The sequence below is a fragment of the Parapedobacter koreensis genome (genome assembly GCF_900109365.1).
GTDB classification, from domain to species: Bacteria; Bacteroidota; Bacteroidia; order Sphingobacteriales; family Sphingobacteriaceae; genus Parapedobacter; species Parapedobacter koreensis.
Genome location: NZ_FNZR01000002.1, coordinates 754,153 through 770,887, shown reverse-complemented (window position 1 = coordinate 770,887; position 16,735 = coordinate 754,153). Strand labels below are relative to the sequence as shown.

16 protein-coding genes and 1 tRNA gene are annotated in these 16,735 nt (G+C 49.9%); 10 read left to right on the top strand and 7 right to left on the bottom strand.

The genetic code is table 11. The features are described 5' to 3' along the window. Positions 1 to 105: 105 nt before the first annotated feature. Positions 106 to 1,203 carry a LytR/AlgR family response regulator transcription factor gene (locus BMW65_RS07510; RefSeq protein WP_218145360.1) on the top strand — a complete coding sequence of 366 codons (1,098 nt, stop codon included), beginning with the start codon at positions 106 to 108 and terminating at the stop codon, positions 1,201 to 1,203. Positions 1,204 to 1,816: 613 nt separating this feature from the next. Continuing rightward, complete coding sequence (locus tag BMW65_RS07500; RefSeq protein ID WP_090604122.1) at positions 1,817 to 2,023, top strand: hypothetical protein; 207 nt, start codon at positions 1,817 to 1,819, stop codon at positions 2,021 to 2,023. 217 nt (positions 2,024 to 2,240) lie between these two features. Here the strand turns inward: BMW65_RS07500 and BMW65_RS07495 are convergent. After that, positions 2,241 to 2,322: transfer RNA gene (locus BMW65_RS07495), tRNA-Leu, on the bottom strand. A 187-nt stretch (positions 2,323 to 2,509) separates the two neighbouring features. Between BMW65_RS07495 and BMW65_RS07490 the strand changes: the two genes are divergently transcribed. After that, the gene (locus BMW65_RS07490) at positions 2,510 to 2,932 is read left to right on the top strand and encodes a VOC family protein (RefSeq protein WP_090604120.1); all 423 of its coding nucleotides are present in this window, start codon (positions 2,510 to 2,512) and stop codon (positions 2,930 to 2,932) included. A gap of 11 nt (positions 2,933 to 2,943) precedes the next feature. Here the strand turns inward: BMW65_RS07490 and BMW65_RS07485 are convergent, their stop codons facing one another. From BMW65_RS07485 to BMW65_RS07470, 4 genes are read right to left on the bottom strand one after another with little or no spacing between them, the layout of a single operon-like run. Next, positions 2,944 to 3,822 carry a metal ABC transporter permease gene (locus BMW65_RS07485; RefSeq protein ID WP_090604118.1) on the bottom strand — a complete coding sequence of 293 codons (879 nt, stop codon included), beginning with the start codon at positions 3,820 to 3,822 and terminating at the stop codon, positions 2,944 to 2,946. Between the two features lie 42 nt (positions 3,823 to 3,864). Then, positions 3,865 to 5,151, bottom strand: a complete 1,287-nt coding sequence (locus tag BMW65_RS07480; protein ID WP_090604116.1) for a metal ABC transporter permease — start codon at positions 5,149 to 5,151, stop codon at positions 3,865 to 3,867. A gap of 14 nt (positions 5,152 to 5,165) precedes the next feature. After that, positions 5,166 to 5,954 carry a metal ABC transporter ATP-binding protein gene (locus BMW65_RS07475; RefSeq protein WP_090604114.1) on the bottom strand — a complete coding sequence of 263 codons (789 nt, stop codon included), beginning with the start codon at positions 5,952 to 5,954 and terminating at the stop codon, positions 5,166 to 5,168. Between the two features lie 9 nt (positions 5,955 to 5,963). After that, entirely contained in the window at positions 5,964 to 6,920 is a 957-nt protein-coding gene (locus BMW65_RS07470) for a metal ABC transporter solute-binding protein, Zn/Mn family (RefSeq protein WP_218145359.1), read from the bottom strand. A gap of 92 nt (positions 6,921 to 7,012) precedes the next feature. Here BMW65_RS07470 and BMW65_RS07465 point away from each other — a divergent pair, with 92 nt between their 5' ends. From BMW65_RS07465 to BMW65_RS07440, 6 genes are all read left to right on the top strand, one after another. After that, positions 7,013 to 8,194: an acetyl-CoA C-acyltransferase gene (locus tag BMW65_RS07465; protein ID WP_090604112.1), complete on the top strand. Its 1,182-nt coding sequence runs from the start codon at positions 7,013 to 7,015 to the stop codon at positions 8,192 to 8,194. A gap of 24 nt (positions 8,195 to 8,218) precedes the next feature. Continuing rightward, on the top strand, positions 8,219 to 9,121 hold the full coding sequence (locus BMW65_RS07460; RefSeq protein ID WP_143053832.1) for a hypothetical protein: 903 nt from the start codon (positions 8,219 to 8,221) through the stop codon (positions 9,119 to 9,121). A 111-nt stretch (positions 9,122 to 9,232) separates the two neighbouring features. Beyond that, the gene (locus tag BMW65_RS07455) at positions 9,233 to 10,825 is read left to right on the top strand and encodes a peptide MFS transporter (protein ID WP_090604108.1); all 1,593 of its coding nucleotides are present in this window, start codon (positions 9,233 to 9,235) and stop codon (positions 10,823 to 10,825) included. A gap of 65 nt (positions 10,826 to 10,890) precedes the next feature. Beyond that, positions 10,891 to 11,646 carry a polyprenol monophosphomannose synthase gene (locus BMW65_RS07450; protein WP_090604106.1) on the top strand — a complete coding sequence of 252 codons (756 nt, stop codon included), beginning with the start codon at positions 10,891 to 10,893 and terminating at the stop codon, positions 11,644 to 11,646. 45 nt (positions 11,647 to 11,691) lie between these two features. Continuing rightward, positions 11,692 to 12,714 carry a Holliday junction branch migration DNA helicase RuvB gene (gene ruvB, locus BMW65_RS07445; RefSeq protein WP_090604104.1) on the top strand — a complete coding sequence of 341 codons (1,023 nt, stop codon included), beginning with the start codon at positions 11,692 to 11,694 and terminating at the stop codon, positions 12,712 to 12,714. 73 nt (positions 12,715 to 12,787) lie between these two features. Next, complete coding sequence (locus BMW65_RS07440) at positions 12,788 to 13,480, top strand: hypothetical protein (protein ID WP_143053831.1); 693 nt, start codon at positions 12,788 to 12,790, stop codon at positions 13,478 to 13,480. On the opposite strand, the gene BMW65_RS07435 is transcribed toward BMW65_RS07440, so the two are convergent. Then, complete coding sequence (locus BMW65_RS07435; RefSeq protein ID WP_090604100.1) at positions 13,469 to 14,038, bottom strand: hypothetical protein; 570 nt, start codon at positions 14,036 to 14,038, stop codon at positions 13,469 to 13,471. The two genes, BMW65_RS07440 and BMW65_RS07435, sit on opposite strands and share 12 nt — an antisense overlap. Positions 14,039 to 14,145: 107 nt before the next feature. On the opposite strand from BMW65_RS07435, the gene BMW65_RS07430 reads away from it, so the two are divergent. Next, positions 14,146 to 15,351: an NAD(P)/FAD-dependent oxidoreductase gene (locus BMW65_RS07430; RefSeq protein WP_090604099.1), complete on the top strand. Its 1,206-nt coding sequence runs from the start codon at positions 14,146 to 14,148 to the stop codon at positions 15,349 to 15,351. Between the two features lie 50 nt (positions 15,352 to 15,401). On the opposite strand, the gene xylA is transcribed toward BMW65_RS07430, so the two are convergent. Continuing rightward, on the bottom strand, positions 15,402 to 16,733 hold the full coding sequence (xylA, locus tag BMW65_RS07425; RefSeq protein WP_090604097.1) for a xylose isomerase: 1,332 nt from the start codon (positions 16,731 to 16,733) through the stop codon (positions 15,402 to 15,404). Positions 16,734 to 16,735 lie beyond the last annotated feature (2 nt).

Genomic DNA, 16,735 nt, shown 5'->3' with positions numbered 1-16,735 from the left:
AGAAAATGGCAAGTAAAAGGGAATAATTAGCTTTAAAGCGGAATGAAAACGCATCAGCTATATGCGGGATGGGTATAAAAAACTAATTTAGCGCTATCGGTTTCAATGATGAAAAAAACAAAGCTTTATATACTCACCTTCTCCGCCATTGCGTTGGTCACGTTGGTGACTGCCTTGGGATCGTTAAGGTATTACTATGTTAGCGCCCGTGAAGCACTGTTAGCACAGAAAGCACAATCAGGCCAGCGGGAAATACGGGAATTGGGTACGTTGCTGGAACAACAGCTCCAGGCCGGCATTTCTTCCGTTGACGTCATTGATAATTTGCAACAAAGTATTCAGAACACGGATGTACAAAGCGAATTTGTCTGCATGTACAACACCGATGGAATAGAACTGTGCCATCCTGATCCATCGTTGATAGGCCGGAAGATAGAAGCCGGAAATTCCAGCTTTTCAGGCTCCGGCAGCACACAAAGTTTTCAGGATATACTCAAAAGCGGCCTGCTGGCATCGGGTGTGAGAAATTTTCCTGAACAGGCTAACCGCAGTTCCGAAATTGTAAGTGTTTATCCCGTAAAAGGTACGGACTGGATGCTGGCAAGCCATACTAATATCAACGCTCTGCAATTGCAGTTGGATAACTTGTACCAACGGTTTTTAGTGGGCACGATAGGGTTGATCCTTGTCATTACTGGTAGTAGCTTTTGGCTGATATGGATGATATACCGCAAGTATGAAACGGAAATGGATGTGAAAATCTCTGGTTTAAATGAGGAAATCAACAGCTTAAGCATGCTCAACAGGCAATTGGAACTTAAGCAGCAGCATACCGAAAATAGTCCGATCCCGAAAAAAGAAAACACGCGGAAACGGCTCATGACCTACCAGAAGGATGAAATCATAACGATTGATACCGATGAGATCGTTTATATTGTTTTGAATGATAATGGCGTTTCTGTCATCACTTTTCAGGGCAATACCTATACCATAAACAGCAGCTTGGATGATTTGATGAAGGAATTGGATACTGAAATCTTCTACAGAGCCAACCGCCAATATATTGTCAACGTCAATGCGATTGAAAGTATATGGATATATGGACGGAATCAATTACGTATAGCCACCCGACCCCAATGTCCTGAGCCGATTATCATCAGCAAAAATAAAGTTTCAGAATTTAAAAAATGGCTTGACCGATAAACTAAAGGTTCATTAAATACTCAAATAAAGGGATACATCTCCAAAAAGCTACCGATGGGGGTGGTTTCTATGGGAAGGCGAATTTCGGCTTTAGGGGCTTGAAATGCACTATCTTTACATCATAGCGGGCTGCAACGGGGCGGGAAAGACCACCGCCAGTTATACCATATTGCCTTTCTCCTTTCAATCCCGAAAGCGTGGCGCTGGAAGCTGGCCGGATTATGCTTGCTCGTATCCGTGAGCTGTTGGATGAACAAGCCGATTTTGCTTTGAAACTACGTTAGCAACCCGTAGTTACGTGTCGTTAATCAAGCGGGCAAAGGCTTGCGGATATAAGGTTGTCTTACTTTATTTCTGGCTGGATTCTCCCGAACAGGCGATAAAACGTGTTGCCAAACGTGTAGCTAAAGGAGGGCATCACATCTCCGACAATGTTGTGATACGAAGGTATTTTAGGGGGGTACATAATTTGATACATTTATATACCCAATATGTGATAAATGGTTGATTTTGGACAATATGAAACTTGTTCCTCAGTCGGTCGCAAAGCGGGACGAATTTGGAGAAATGGTATTTAATGACGAACTTTGGGATGTTATAAAAAGGCAGTGTGATGAACAACATTGATGCTTCATTGTTTCCAGACAAAAATTCGTTCACTGACAAAATTCTTTTTGGTGTTCAAAAAGCATTGCGCAAACTCGCTGAAGAAGCGGCAGCCAAGGATGAAAACCTCGTGGTGAAAATTGATGGGGAAATTAAAGAGGTTCCTGCCAAGGAACTGTTAAAAACCTTGCCTGAACAAGACGTTACTGAATAACCCAGTATCCCGCCGTATAAATCCTGCTTCTCAGGATAGGAGCGCTTATCTATCATCTTATTCCACATGTGGGCCTTTTCCAAATGGACAGCATTGGACATTTGCATCGCGGTGCGTTCGAAAAGCTTAATTGATACAAGCAATATGAGCCATACCCCCATGTTGCAATAGCCAGAAAACGAAAAAACCCTCCTTACATGCTGTAAAGAGGGTTCCGTACCCAGGGCCGGGATCGAACCGGCATGGGTCGCCCCACTGGTGTTTGAGACCAGCGCGTCTACCTATTCCGCCACCTGGGCTTATTGTAAAGTACGATTCCCCGTTTCGGGGATGCAAATGTATCTATTAATCCGTATTCCGCAAAATGTTTTTCAAATTTCTGTTTTTTGTCACGATCGCCCCTTACGGTTGGCGCATTCCCCCACCACGGTTGATAGTGATGTAGGCTATCTTTGTAGGCATAAACGACACAACAAACAAATAATTATGAAACTCAATCCCTATTTGAATTTTGATGGCAATGCGGAAGAGGCGTTCCGGTTTTATCAATCGATTTTTGGCGGAGAACTGTTTGTCCAGCGTATGGGCGATGCACCCGGTGGGGAGGAATTGCCGGAAAACGAGAAACAGCGCGCCATGCATGTTGCCATTCCCATTGGCGACGGCCAGCACCTGATGGCATCGGATTGCCTGCCCTCTGCGGGGCATGTCTTGCATGTAGGCAACAACAACTACATTTCCATCACGCCGGATAGCAGGGAGGAAGCCGATAGGTTGTTTAATGGGCTTTCTGCCGATGGAAACGTCGAAATGCCCATGGAAGATATGTTTTGGGGCGATTACTTTGGTTCCTTTGCGGATAAATTTGGCGTGCACTGGATGATCAATTTTCCTACGCAAGCGCAATAAGATGATAGCGCCTAGCCGATAGCCTCTCCCGGCATGGCTGGGCTGCTTTTCCTTTTGGCAATGCGCTGGGCGACAAACACGGAGGCAAAGCATATGCCCGTGACCACAGCCATGCAACCAGCAATGGACGCATTCAGCCAGTAGGCCATCCAATAGCCTGCAAAAGCGATGAAAATACCCAGCACGGCTGTGATGGCGAGCATGTGTTTCAAGTCGTGGGTCAGCAGGTAAGCAGTGGCTGGCGGGCCGATGAGGAACGCAATGACCAGTATGGCTCCGACAGACTCGAAAGAGCTAACGGTCGTCAATGATACAGCAGCCATGAGCAAGTAATGCCAGAGGGCGGTGGAGATGCCCAATGCCGATGCAAAGGCAGGGTCAAACGATGTCAGCTTGAGCTCTTTGTAGCCCACTTTGATAAACAAAATGACGACGAGCAGCATGGCAGATAGGATGTATACCGGACGGGGTCCTAAGATAATGCCGCCATCCATCACCCACAGGTCGATAGGGACATAGGCGATTTCGCCGTATAATACACAATCTTGGTCAAGGTCTACTTTTCCGGCAAAGACGCTGATGAGGATGATGCCTACGGCAAAAAGAAAGGTAAACGTAACGCCGATAGCGGCATCGGTCTGCAGGTTGGCCCGCCGGTGGAAATACTCGATGAGAAAAGTAGCCAGCATGCCCGTGGCTCCGGCACCCAGCAACATGGGCAGTGTCTCGCGGCTTCCGCTGAGCAAAAAAGCAATGACAATGCCCGGCAATACGGCATGGCTGATGGCATCGCCCACCATGCTCATCTTACGGAGAATCAAAAAACATCCCAGCAGCCCACAAGTGATGGCTACCAATGCTCCGGTGAGTATAATCCAAAACGCTATCATTTTCTTTCTATTTAAAGCTGCCTGCCGACTTATAACTTACGGCTATTTCGGAATCTCCGTATCGTGCGGATCCTTATCGGGATATCCCAACTGATGTTCAAGCTCACGCTCCAATTCAGGGGTGAGGATGTGTTCGATGGTTTCGGCATCATCATGCACATGATCGGAAGCAATATCCATATATTTTGTCAGGTACAATTCCCACAGGCGGTGTAACCGGACTACCCGCATGGCTTTTTGGTGTCCCGCATCCGTCAGCGCCCATTGGCCGTCCCGCGAGGCCAATAACCCCTTTGCGACCAGTCGCCGCAAGGCCGTTTTCAGCAAGGCCTTGTTGACTTCCCGGGTGCTGGCCAATTCATCCAGGCTTCTCATGCCGTCAAAATGGCTATTCCGTTCACCAAGGTGGTAAAACATTTTTAGTGTGTTTTCTTCCACAATCACCCGCTGGTTTTTGCGCTGCATGTACATCCGTGGTACGATTCCTTTCCGGGGCGCGAAGAAGAACGAAAAGAAGGCAATGGCGGATGAGACCACCACCATCCATGGACCGGTAGGCATGGCGGGGGCGACATACGAAATGTAAGCACCGGATAGGCCCGCGAATACCCCGAAGGCTACGGCGATGCCCACCATACGCCGGATATTGTCTGTCCAATAGCGCGCAGCCGCGGCAGGCGTGACCAGCATGGCCGCCATCAGCACGACGCCTACGGCTGTAATGCCCGTGACTACCGCTAATACGGTAAGGCTGGTAAGCAACAGGTCAAGCCTACGCACGGGATAGCCCAGTGCTTCGGCATAAGGCTTGTCGAAAGCGACCAACGCAAACGCTTTAAAGAATACGCCCACCGCAAGGAGCAATACCGCGGCAAGGATGCTGAAAACCACCAAGTCTGCGCCCACAAGGGTGGCGGCGTTGCCAAAGATGAAGTGGTCAAGCCCGCTTTGTGCAGCATTGCCCGATTGCTGGATGTAGGTCATCATCACCATGCCCGTACCGAAGAATACCGATAATACCAAACCGATGGCAGCATCCTTTTTGATTTTGGACTTGGCAGCGATGTAGTCGATGGTAATCAAGGCCAGCCAGCCCGAGACGAAGGCTCCGATCAGCATGAGCGCTGTATTTTTACTGCCGGAAAACAGGAATGCGGCGCAAACACCAGGCAAAACTGCATGGGATACCGCATCGCCCACCAGCGCTTTTTTCTGAAGCAGGATAAAGGCACCTACCATGGCCGCACTGGCGGCGAGCAGCACATTGCCGAGTACGACATAGCGTACATTGGGATCCGAAAACGAAATGAAATCGATTAAATTCTGCATGGTTTCCTCCCGGCTTAATGCTCCCTGCTGGGGAAGGCACGTTTTTCCATGACATCACCCACCTGTGACAACAGGCTGAGCCTGCCACCATAGGCTTGCTGCATCATTTCTTCGGTAAAGACCTGATCGGTTGGCCCTGCTGCAACCAAGTGCATGTTGAGCAGAATCAGCCAGTCGAAATAGGCACGGACGGATTGCAGGTCATGGTGCACCACCACAATGGTCTTATTGGCGGAAGCCATTTCGCGCAGTAGCTTGATAATGGCTTGCTCCGTAGCGGCATCTACGCCAGCAAAGGGCTCGTCCATGAAATAGATGTCGGCCTCCTGGGCCAATGCCCGCGCAAGGAAGACACGTTGCTGCTGGCCGCCGGACAGTTGCGAAATCTGGCGCTTGGCAAATGCCGACATGCCCACCTTGTCCAGGCAATCAAGCGCAATCGCGCTGTCACGCGTACCGGTATTGCGAAAAAGCCCCACCTTGCCATAGCGGCCCATGAGTACCACATCCAAGACCGAGACCGGAAAATCCCAGTCGACCGATTCGCGTTGCGGCACGTAGCTCACGCGGTGCCGTACTTCCTCCAAGGGGCGGTCAAACAGCTTGACGTACCCACTTGAAAGGGGAATCAGACCCATGATGCTCTTAAGCAACGTGGATTTACCGGCACCATTGGGGCCTACGATGCCTGCTATGCAGCCGGTAGGCAGCGTGAAGTCTACGCCCCACAGCACAGGTTTGCGCGAATAGCTTACCGTGAGATCGTGTACTTCAAGTACGGGTTGTTGTGTATGTACAATCATATGCTTGTTCTATTTGCTCAAAGCCGCCACAATCGTATTTACATTATACTGGACCATGCCGATATACGTGCCCTCAGGTGTACCCGGGGTACCCATGGCATCCGAAAACAGGCTGCCGCCGATGTGTACGGCACCTCCGCGTTGTTGCACACCGGCCAAAACGGCTTTCAACGAGCGGTCGGACACTGAGCTTTCTACAAACACCGCAGGTATCTGGCGGTCAACAATGTAGTCTACCAATGCCGATACATCCTGCAAGCCAAATTCTGAAAGCGTGGAAATGCCTTGCAATCCCCTTACTTCCACGCCATAGGCGCGGCCGAAGTAGCTGAATGCATCATGGGCGGTGATCAGCACCCGTTGGCGGGGAGGGATGGTGTTTAGCTGTGCATGCACCCATGCATCCAGTGTGTCCAGCTGAGCCATATAAGCAAGGGCATTGGCATGGTAATAGGTGGCATTGCTGCTATCAAGTTGTGCCAATTCCTTTGCAGCGTGGGCGGTAGCCGCTTTCCAAAGCGATACATCAAACCAGATATGCGGGTCATACGTGTCCGCATTGATCATGATCAGGTCTGCTAAACCTTCACCCACGGCTACCACCGGTTTCACGCGTTTCTGCTTGTTGAGGATACTGGCCAGCTTCCCTTCCAGGTGCAACCCATTGTAAAAGATAAAGTCGGCATCCAACAGCTTGCGCAGGTCGCCCTGGCTTGCTTTATAAAGATGCGGATCTACGCCGGGATGCATCAATGCTTCTACAACGGCCGAATCCCCCGCGATATGCTGGAGCATGTCAGCAATCATGCCGGTGGTCGCCAGTATATAGGGGGTTGCGTGGCCTGTATCCGCACCTGTTCGGTGCTGGCAGGATGAGCATACCGATATGCCCCATAGCGCAACAAAAACGAAATATACTTTCCTCATGCTGAACGCAAAAATACGAAATTTAGATGAATCTAACATTTTTTGTAAGTTTATTTTAACTCCCGGATTTTGATGTTTGGCTGAGGTTTCCATCGTATTTCGTAACTTAGCGCCTATAATCCGATATTGTTATGCAGGATGTCTATATTGTTTCGGCGGTGCGAACACCTATTGGCAGCTTTGGTGGCGGGTTATCCGCGTTGTCGGCCACGCAATTGGGGGGCGCTGCCATCAAGGCGGCGGTACAGCATGCCGGGCTTTCCGTGGCACATATCCAAGAGGCTTATATCGGCAACGTCTTATCAGCCGGTTTGGGGCAGGCTCCTGCTACGCAGGCTGCCAAGGCTGCTGGACTGCCCGATATACCCGCTACTACGGTAAACAAAGTCTGTGCATCGGGAGCCAAATCCATTATGCTGGCTGCGCAGAGTATTGCATTGGGCTTCAACGATATCGTGGTGGCTGGAGGCATGGAAAGCATGAGTAACGTGCCGTATTACTTGGATAAGGCACGGACAGGTTACAGGCTGGGGCACGGGCAGCTGACGGACGGCCTGGTCAAGGATGGACTTTGGGATGTATACAATGATTTCCATATGGGGTTGGCAGCAGAGCTATGCGCCTCAACATGCCGTATCAGCAGGGAAGAGCAAGACGCGTATGCTATTGAATCCTATAAGCGGGCACAGGCAGCGCAGGCGGCGGGTAAATTTAAAGACGAAATCATCCCGATCGAGGTTCCCGGCCGGAAAGGGGAGGTGGTGCTGGTGGCCGAAGACGAGGAAATACACACGGCGGTGTTTGATAAAATGCCGTTGTTAAAACCCGTATTTAAAAAGGAGGGTACCGTGACCGCTGCCAATGCTTCTACACTCAACGATGGGGCGGCGGCGCTGGTATTGGTCAGCGAGGCGAAGCTCAGCGAACTCAACTTGCGGCCATTGGCCCGCATACGGGGGTATGCGGATGCCCAACAGGCACCGGAATGGTTTACCACAGCGCCCTCCAAGGCCATTCCCCGGGCATTGCAGCATGCGGGCATCGGTGCCGCTGATGTTGATTTCTATGAAATCAATGAGGCGTTTTCCGTGGTTTCCATCGCCAACAACCGGGAACTTGGCTTATCTACCGATAGGGTCAATGTCAATGGTGGTGCCGTGGCACTTGGCCATCCGCTGGGTGCTTCGGGTGCACGGATTGTGGTGACACTGCTTTCCGTGTTGGCCCAAAATGATGGCCGTATTGGTGTCGCCGGCATCTGCAATGGCGGTGGTGGTGCCAGTGCCTTGGTCGTGGAGCGAATGGAATCTTAGGGTTTACGAAAAGGTGACGTGCTGATGAAACGATTTTTCTTTTTAATGGTCGGGTTGTTTTTTTTTGGCGTTCGAGCGTGGTGCCAATCCGATAACCGCAGTGAAATCACGGCATTGCAAGATAGCTTGGTAAAATTGGGGTACATCATGTACAATGAACCCAGCGAACCCGATCGGCTGGACGCTAATTTTACCTTTGTCAAAACGTTGGTCGCCGCGTTGAAGGTTCCGCATTCGTATTCCTTTCCGTTTGATTCCCTCAACATGGTGTCTATACTTGCAGCGCCGGATGGCAAATTCAGGATATTCTCCTGGCATATCCAGCTCAACGACGGGTCTTATTTATATTATGGCACTATCCAGTTGAATACGCCGGATGGCAGCCTTAAGTTATACCCCTTGCTGGATAAAACGTATGAAATCCAAGATCCCGAGCGGGCCGTCACCGCGACGGACAATTGGTATGGGGCGCAATACTACCGGATGATTCCGCTTGATGGCGACTATATTTTGCTGGGGTGGAAAGGGTATAACCCCGGCATGACACAGAAAGTCATCGACGTGCTCCAGCTGACGGGCAGCGGTGCACGGTTGGGTAAGGCGGTTTTTAATGGTGCGGATACCCAGCAAAACACACGGATGATTTACCGCTATAGCAGGCAGGCCAGCATGTATATGGATTACGACAGCGCTGCGAACCACATTATTTTGGATCACCTGGCACCCGCAGACACACCCTATGAGGGACAGTATGAGCACTATGGGCCTGATATGTCCTACGATGCATGGCAGTTAGGTGGTGGAAGGCTCAGACTCATTTCGGATGTCCCGTTGATGAATCCGCCGAGCCCTTCCGACGATGGGTATAACGACCCCAAAAACCTCAAAAATCATCCCAAAAGTGGCTTTTCCGGACAGCAACCTTGATAGGCATTTCCAATATTTTTTCTTTAAATTCCATATAAATCGCAAAAACTTTGTTTTATTTGCAGTCCATGCCGATAAAATAAGGCGTTTGGTAATACCTAATATCGCATTATGCAACAATTACAGCAAGATGAACAATTGAACAATCACCTCATTAAGAATGGTGTGAATACGAAGATGGTGTTCGGGCATCCGGTAGGCCTGTTTGTATTGTTTTTCACCGAGATGTGGGAACGATTCAGCTACTACGGCATGCGTGCGCTGCTGACCCTTTTTTTAATCTCCGAACTTGCCGAAGGGGGTTGGGCATGGTCAAGGGAGGGTGCCATGGAGCTTTATGCGTGGTATACGGGATTGGTCTATTTGACGCCATTGATTGGCGGGTTTATTGCTGATAGACTGACGGGATACCGAAAGGCGGTCATCATCGGAGCGGTTTTCATGACGCTTGGCCATGCTTCCATGGCATTGGAAGGCGTTGGTTCCAACTTTTTCTATTTAGGCTTGTTGCTGATCATTTTGGGCAATGGCTTGTTCAAGCCGAATATTTCCTCCATTGTGGGGCAGCTCTACCCGGATAACAGTGCAAAGAAAGATTCAGCTTATACGATTTTTTACATGGGCATCAATGCCGGGGCATTCCTCGGCATGTTGCTCTGCGGATACATCGGCGAGAAGATCGGCTGGCATTATGGATTTGGTTTGGCGGGTATCTTTATGTTTTTCGGCATGTTGCAGTTTTATTACGCGCAGCGGATTTTTGGCTTGTTGGGCAATCGGCAAAAGGACACGCCTGATATCGAAGAGACAGCCGGGACTGTTGTTGAGCCAGCGGCGGATAAGGCACCGAAGCATGTGGTCCGCGATCGGCTGATTGTCATCATCGTCCTTTGCTTGTCGAGCATTTTCTTTTGGATGGCATTTGAGCAGGCTGGCGGTTCCATGAGTATTTTTGCAAGGGACTATACCCAGCGTGTCCTGGAAGGCAACGCTGCATTGACGTTCAAGTGGATCGATGCTATCCTGACGATTTTCCCCCTGCTTATTGTGACACTGGTGCTTTTTTCCTTGGCGAAAAAGGTGTTTTCGGAGTATCCCATATCGATAGTATTTACGGCATTGAGCTTTGCCGTGATCTGGTGCCTGGGTATCTGGAAAGTACAGCGTGAATTCTATGCGGTGGAAACAGAGGTGGCGGCATCCTGGTTCCAAATCCTCAATTCATTTTTTATTATTACGCTTGCCACTCCTTTCAGTAGGATATGGGAAAAGGTGTTTAATCCGAGTGGACCGGTGAAATTTTCCATTGGATTAGTCCTTTTAGGTATCGGTTTTGCGGCACTTGCGTATGGCAGCCGGCATATTCCCCAAGGTGCAGCCACAGCTCAGGTGAGTATGGTGTGGTTGGTGCTGGCATACTTTTTCCATACATCGGGCGAGTTGTGCATCTCGCCGGTGGGGCTGTCTTACATGAGCAAGCTGTCGCCTAAAAGCTTGGCTGGCTTTATTTTCGGCCTTTGGTTTGGCTGTACGGCTGTGGCCAATTGGCTGGCCGGTATGTCGGGAAGCTTGATCGACCGCATCAGCGAAGCGTATTCACTGTCGACGTTTTTCTTGATTTTTGCTGTGATTCCGGGGTTGGCGGGACTGATACTGGTGCTCTTTTCACCGTTGCTGAAACGGATGATGCACGGTATCCGTTAAACGGCATTTTTGTATTCAACCTTTTGCTGATAATCGTTACCTTTATCGCCAAATTATAGTCGATAGTGTCAGATAGCGTAGTCATTGTTCCTACATACAACGAAAAAGAGAATATCGAAAAGCTCGTCCGCAACGTGTTTTCGCTTGCCGGAGATTTTCATATCTTAGTAGTGGATGATGGTTCGCCGGATGGAACAGGGGCGATTGTGAAACGCCTGCAGGCGGAATTTCCCGGGCGGCTGTTTTTAGAGGAGCGGGCAGGCAAGGCGGGATTAGGCACCGCTTATATCCATGGTTTCCGGTGGTGTATTGTCAGGGCGTATACGTATATTTTTGAGATGGATGCCGACTTTTCGCACAATCCCGAGGATCTGCCCCGGCTTCGTGAAGCGTGTGTATCCGGTGCCGACATGGCTATCGGATCGCGGTATATCAAAGGGGTCAATGTGGTGAATTGGCCGATGAGCAGGGTGCTGATGTCTTATTTTGCTTCGGGTTATGTACGGCTGATAACCGGAATATCCATACGCGATGCGACGGCTGGGTTTGTATGCTACCGGCGGGAAGTGCTTGAGACCATCCCACTCGATCGGATTAAGTTCGTAGGTTATGCCTTCCAGATTGAAATGAAATTCACAGCCATCAAGTATGGCTTTAATGTGGTAGAAGTACCGATTATTTTTACCGACCGTACCGAAGGGGTTTCCAAAATGAGTACACGGATCTTCCGTGAAGCTTTTTTTGGTGTCATCCAGATGAAGGTGAGCAGTTGGTTTAGGGGGTATAGCCGGAAGTCTGAAGTCGGAAGCAATAAGGCTTAGGTTGAAGATTGATTTCTGACGGCCCGTGTGGCTAAAGCAAAGAAAATGAACGAACATTTGGATCCGAATGCGGAAAGGTTATCGAATGTTGAGCGCGAGCTTGAAAAAGTGTTGCGCCCACAGGCCTTTGAAGATTTTACGGGCCAGAAAAAGATATTGGAAAACCTGAAGGTATTCGTACAAGCCGCCAAGCTACGTCGGGAAGCACTTGATCATGTATTGCTTCATGGACCTCCGGGATTAGGAAAGACTACACTGTCGCACATCATCGCCAATGAGATGGGGGCGGGCATTAAAATCACTTCAGGCCCGGTATTGGATAAGCCGGGCGATTTGGCGGGCCTATTGACCAACCTGGAAGAGGGCGATATCCTCTTCATTGATGAAATACATCGCTTAAGCCCGCTGGTAGAGGAGTACCTCTATTCGGCCATGGAGGATTTCCGGATAGATATCATGCTCGAAACCGGCCCCAATGCACGCTCCGTGCAGATTACACTCAATCCATTTACGTTAGTGGGTGCTACCACGCGTTCGGGACTGCTTACGGCACCGCTGCGGGCAAGGTTTGGCATCAACGCCCGGTTGGAGTACTATGATGCCAAATTGCTGACGACCATCGTACTCCGGTCGGCCAGTATCCTCCGTACGCCGATTACCGATGAAGGGGCATACGAAATCGCCCGCAGGAGCCGTGGAACGCCTCGGATAGCGAATGCGTTACTCCGGCGCACGCGTGATTTTGCACAGGTAAAAGGCAATGGGGAAATCGATACACCCATTGCGAAATATGCGCTCAATGCACTCAATGTGGATGAGCATGGCTTGGATGAGATGGACAACCGTATCCTGATGACCATCATCGATAAATTCAAAGGCGGACCGGTAGGCCTCAAAACCATTGCCACGGCGGTGGGAGAAGATGAAGGAACCATCGAGGAGGTTTATGAGCCTTTTCTGATCCAAGAAGGATATTTAATGCGCACATCCCGAGGTCGGGAATGTACAGAAATTGCGTATAAACACCTGGGAAGGGTGAATTATACGAAAGGAAATACACTTTTTTGAATAAAAAAACACAAACGTATGAAAAGAGGCACACTTTTAGTCACATAAACCCAAAAAATTCCTTTACTACGCTATGAAACTACCTGGAATTACACTTTTTTTCTTTACCTGTTGTTTTCTTGTCTGTATAGCACCCGCCAAGGCTCAGTTCGGGGATGAGTCACCGGTGCCTTATTTCAGATATGCGCTATCTTTCGGTGGCGGTCCTGCCATGATATCCGGTGATCTCCAGGGAAAAGCCTTGGGAGCTGGAATCTTCTTAAGGGGAGATTATTTCTTGCGCCATGGGATCAGCATTAGCCTCGAAGCCCAGGAAGGCGCACTGCGAAGCGGCGATCAGTATGATAATATCGACTCTTATCCGGTTACGTTGTTGTTTTTTACGGGGCTATTGAACGTCCGTTTTCATCCACTCATGTATATGCAGGATGATCATGACCGGCGGATAATGTACCGGAAAACGTACCTGCAAAAGGCAATCAATACGGTTTATTTAGGCGCTGGGTTCGGTGGGATGTTCAACTTTACGAGGAGCGAGGCCGTGCGAACCTATACCAACGGCTCGTTTTTTGGGTACATCTACCACACCGATATCGGTGTTGATCTGCCGTTAAACAGGATGGCGCCTTACTTGATGGATTCATTTATGTGGTACATCAATGTCAATGGCCAACTGAACTTCGCTGCCGATAAAGGAATGGATGGTTTCGGCGAACAACGGGACAGCTACGGGATGTTTTCCGTGGGCATCAAGCTAAAACTTTGATCGAGCCAACTTGGCCATTATTTTTTTGCCGCGGCTTTGCATTGCCGCCGAGCCATCTTTCAGGAGAAATGCAGTCTGTTGTTTCAGCTCAGCTGCTAACCATTTAATTTCATCACACATATTGAATAGGGCTGCTATGCAATTGACCTGTACGGCTACCGGTGCGCGGGGCGCGATAAGCCAGCTGAACAGGATTTCCACCAACTGCTCGTGATCAATGGTGGCAAAGGCATTTTGGTAGGGCTTAGGCGCTTTTGGATGCGTGATGCACATGACTATTTTGGTAAAATGGCGTTGGCAGCTTACATTTCGTTGTTCGGGTAGCCGGGATAGGAATGCGTCAAAAATGGGCATGAACCGATCAGGATAATGGGTCGCGATATGCTCCAGTACCCATGCGGCCCTGAACGCGACGGTGCCATGCTTTTGGTCATAGCATATGTCATGCAATAATGCTATTGGGAGGGTAGCATCCTCGGCCAGGGCCACTAATGCTGGCGTTTTGACTTTTGCCGCTGCGGCTGAGAGGCGCTCAAACAGATTTCCTTGGAAAGGCATGCACAATGTCCTGTTGATGAGTTTGTGGGGTAAATATACGATATCGTTGCGACCCTTGCCAGGCGAAACAATCCATGTCTTGCATTGTTTATTGAGAAATATACAATATGGACCTGCATTCTGGGCTTGCTTACTGGATTGTCAAGAACGAGCTGTTTGATTATTTCCATCCGCTGAGGGATGATTTTGTCATCGATGTGGCCATTATCGGGTCGGGTATTACCGGTTCGCTGGTAGCGCATGAACTGTGTATGGCAGGTATCCCCTGTGCGGTATTCGATAAGCGTACCATTGCCACCGGGAGTACGGCTGCCAGCACATCCCAGCTTCAGTACGAAATCGATGTGCCACTGTGCGAAATGATGGATAAAGTGGGGGAGAAGACAGCGGTGAAGGCTTACCATGCCAGCTTGCAATCCATCACGGACATTGAGGAGGTATTTCATGCCATAAGGGTCAATCCAGACTTCAAACGGGTGTCCAGTGTTTACCTGGCAAGCAACAGGCGTGGACTGGGATTGTTGGAGCGGGAATACGAGGTGCGCATAAAACACGGCTTGCCCGTGGAATTTTTGGATGCCGATGCGTTATTGGCAAACCATCGCATTGAAGGTCCGGGGGCATTAAAAAATAGGGAAGCTGCACAGATGGATTGTTACCAAGCGGCTACGGGATTGCTGAGGCACCATATCAAGCAACATGATTTGCCGCTTTTTTCCCATACGGACATTGTAGCCTATGAGGAAAAAAAAGGCGGGTATACGTTGTTGACCGGGGATGGGAAGGCTATCCGGTGCAAGTATGTCGTTATCGCGGCAGGCTTTGAAGCCGGGAGATTTTTGCCCAGGCAGGTCATGGATCTGAATTCTACCTATGCGTTGGTCTCCCAACCTGTCGAAGCATCCCAATTGTGGCCCGAACGTAGCCTTATATGGGAAACTGCCCACCCTTATTTCTACATGCGCACGACGTCGGACAACCGCATGATGATTGGCGGGGAAGATGTTGCGTTTAAAAATGCGGAACGGCGGGATCGGTTGCTGCGCTGGAAAATAAAGCGGCTCGAACGGCAGTTCAGGCGGATTTATCCGGAAATCCCATTCACTGTAGACATGGCTTGGTGCGGTACCTTTAGTTCCACGCGTGATGGGCTGCCATTTATTGGGCCGTGGCCTGGCAAGAAACGGATGTTCTTTGCCCTGGGATACGGCGGCAATGGAATCACATTCAGCATGATTGCCGCTCAAGTGATTAAAAACAAATTGATGGGTATCAAGGACGAACGGGAACGGATATTTGGGTTTGGGCGATGATGGGTGATGGATGGCAAAACGCCACCGACCACCCATCATTGCCCCGACCACTAAATAAACCTGTTGACCAAGTTCTCGTAAAACTCCTGTTTGCCGCTGATGGTTTCGGGCTCGCCGGATGCTGCCGCGATATCGCGGAGATTGGTGAGGGTCAGCTTGCCGTCTTCGAAGTCCTTGCCTTTTCCGGAATCATAGGAAGCGTAGCGATCGGCCCGTAATTTCAGGTAATCGGATTTTTGGAGGATGTTATCTGCCGCGATGAGCGCACGGGCAAATGTGTCTGCACCACCGATATGGGCATAAAACAAGTCAGCCCTATCTGTGGAATTGCGGCGTATCTTGGCGTCAAAATTGATGCCGCCGCCAGCAAAGCCACCTGCTTCCAGGATGATAAGCATGCATTCCGTAAGCTCGTTGATGTTGTTTGGAAACTGGTCGGTATCCCATCCGTTCTGATAATCACCCCGGTTGGCATCCATCGATCCGAGCAGCCCGGCATCAGCCGCCACTTGCAACTCGTGCTGGAATGTATGGCCGGCCAGTGTGGCGTGGTTTACCTCCAGGTTGAGCTTAAAATCGCCGAGCAAGTCGTACTGCCGCAGGAAGCTGATCACCGTAGCCGCATCATAATCGTACTGGTGCTTGGTGGGCTCACAAGGCTTGGGCTCAATGAAAAATGTGCCCTTGAATCCTTGGCTGCGGGCATAGTCCTTGGCAAGATGGAGTACGCGTGCAAGGTGTTCCTGCTCGCGTTTCATATGCGTGTTGAGCAAGGTCATATACCCTTCGCGACCACCCCAGAATACGTAATTTTCGCCACCAAGGGCAATGGTCGCATCCAATGCCGCTTTAATTTGTGCGCTGGCATGCGCCAGCACCGCAAAATCCGGGTTGGTCGCTGCGCCGTTCATGTAGCGTTTATGCGAAAACAGGTTGGCCGTGCCCCACAGTAGTTTTACACCGGTAGCTGCTTGTTTTTCTTTCGCATAGGCGACCAAGGTTTGCAGCCTGCTTTCGTTTTCAGCCACGTCATTGCCATAGTCCACCACGTCCACATCGTGGAAACAATAATACGGCATGCCGATTTTGGTGATAAACTCAAAGGCGGCATCCATCTTGTCCTTTGCACGTTGGATAACGTCGTTGCTTTCATCCCAGGGAAAAAACAGCGTAGGGCCACCGAATGGGTCGCCGCCATTGCCATTGAACGAGTGCCAGTATGCCACAGCAAACCGCAGGTGCTCTTCCATGGTTTTGCCGGCAATGACCTTGCTGGCATCATACCAACGGTAGGCCAATGGATTGTCTGATTCCAGGCCCTCGTATTGGATTTTGCCGATGCCTTTGAAATATTCTTTTTCGCCGATAAGTACGTTTGACATAT

Coding starts and splice junctions, on each gene's coding strand:
- BMW65_RS07510 (WP_218145360.1), top strand. CDS start 106: ATGATGAAAAAAACAAAGCTTTATATACTCACCTTCTCCGCCATTGCG.
- BMW65_RS07500 (WP_090604122.1), top strand. CDS start 1,817: ATGAACAACATTGATGCTTCATTGTTTCCAGACAAAAATTCGTTCACT.
- BMW65_RS07490 (WP_090604120.1), top strand. CDS start 2,510: ATGAAACTCAATCCCTATTTGAATTTTGATGGCAATGCGGAAGAGGCG.
- BMW65_RS07485 (WP_090604118.1), bottom strand. CDS start 3,822: ATGATAGCGTTTTGGATTATACTCACCGGAGCATTGGTAGCCATCACT.
- BMW65_RS07480 (WP_090604116.1), bottom strand. CDS start 5,151: ATGCAGAATTTAATCGATTTCATTTCGTTTTCGGATCCCAATGTACGC.
- BMW65_RS07475 (WP_090604114.1), bottom strand. CDS start 5,954: ATGATTGTACATACACAACAACCCGTACTTGAAGTACACGATCTCACG.
- BMW65_RS07470 (WP_218145359.1), bottom strand. CDS start 6,920: ATGTTAGATTCATCTAAATTTCGTATTTTTGCGTTCAGCATGAGGAAA.
- BMW65_RS07465 (WP_090604112.1), top strand. CDS start 7,013: ATGCAGGATGTCTATATTGTTTCGGCGGTGCGAACACCTATTGGCAGC.
- BMW65_RS07460 (WP_143053832.1), top strand. CDS start 8,219: ATGAAACGATTTTTCTTTTTAATGGTCGGGTTGTTTTTTTTTGGCGTT.
- BMW65_RS07455 (WP_090604108.1), top strand. CDS start 9,233: ATGCAACAATTACAGCAAGATGAACAATTGAACAATCACCTCATTAAG.
- ruvB (WP_090604104.1), top strand. CDS start 11,692: ATGAACGAACATTTGGATCCGAATGCGGAAAGGTTATCGAATGTTGAG.
- BMW65_RS07440 (WP_143053831.1), top strand. CDS start 12,788: ATGAAACTACCTGGAATTACACTTTTTTTCTTTACCTGTTGTTTTCTT.
- BMW65_RS07435 (WP_090604100.1), bottom strand. CDS start 14,038: ATGCCTTTCCAAGGAAATCTGTTTGAGCGCCTCTCAGCCGCAGCGGCA.
- BMW65_RS07430 (WP_090604099.1), top strand. CDS start 14,146: ATGGACCTGCATTCTGGGCTTGCTTACTGGATTGTCAAGAACGAGCTG.
- xylA (WP_090604097.1), bottom strand. CDS start 16,733: ATGTCAAACGTACTTATCGGCGAAAAAGAATATTTCAAAGGCATCGGC.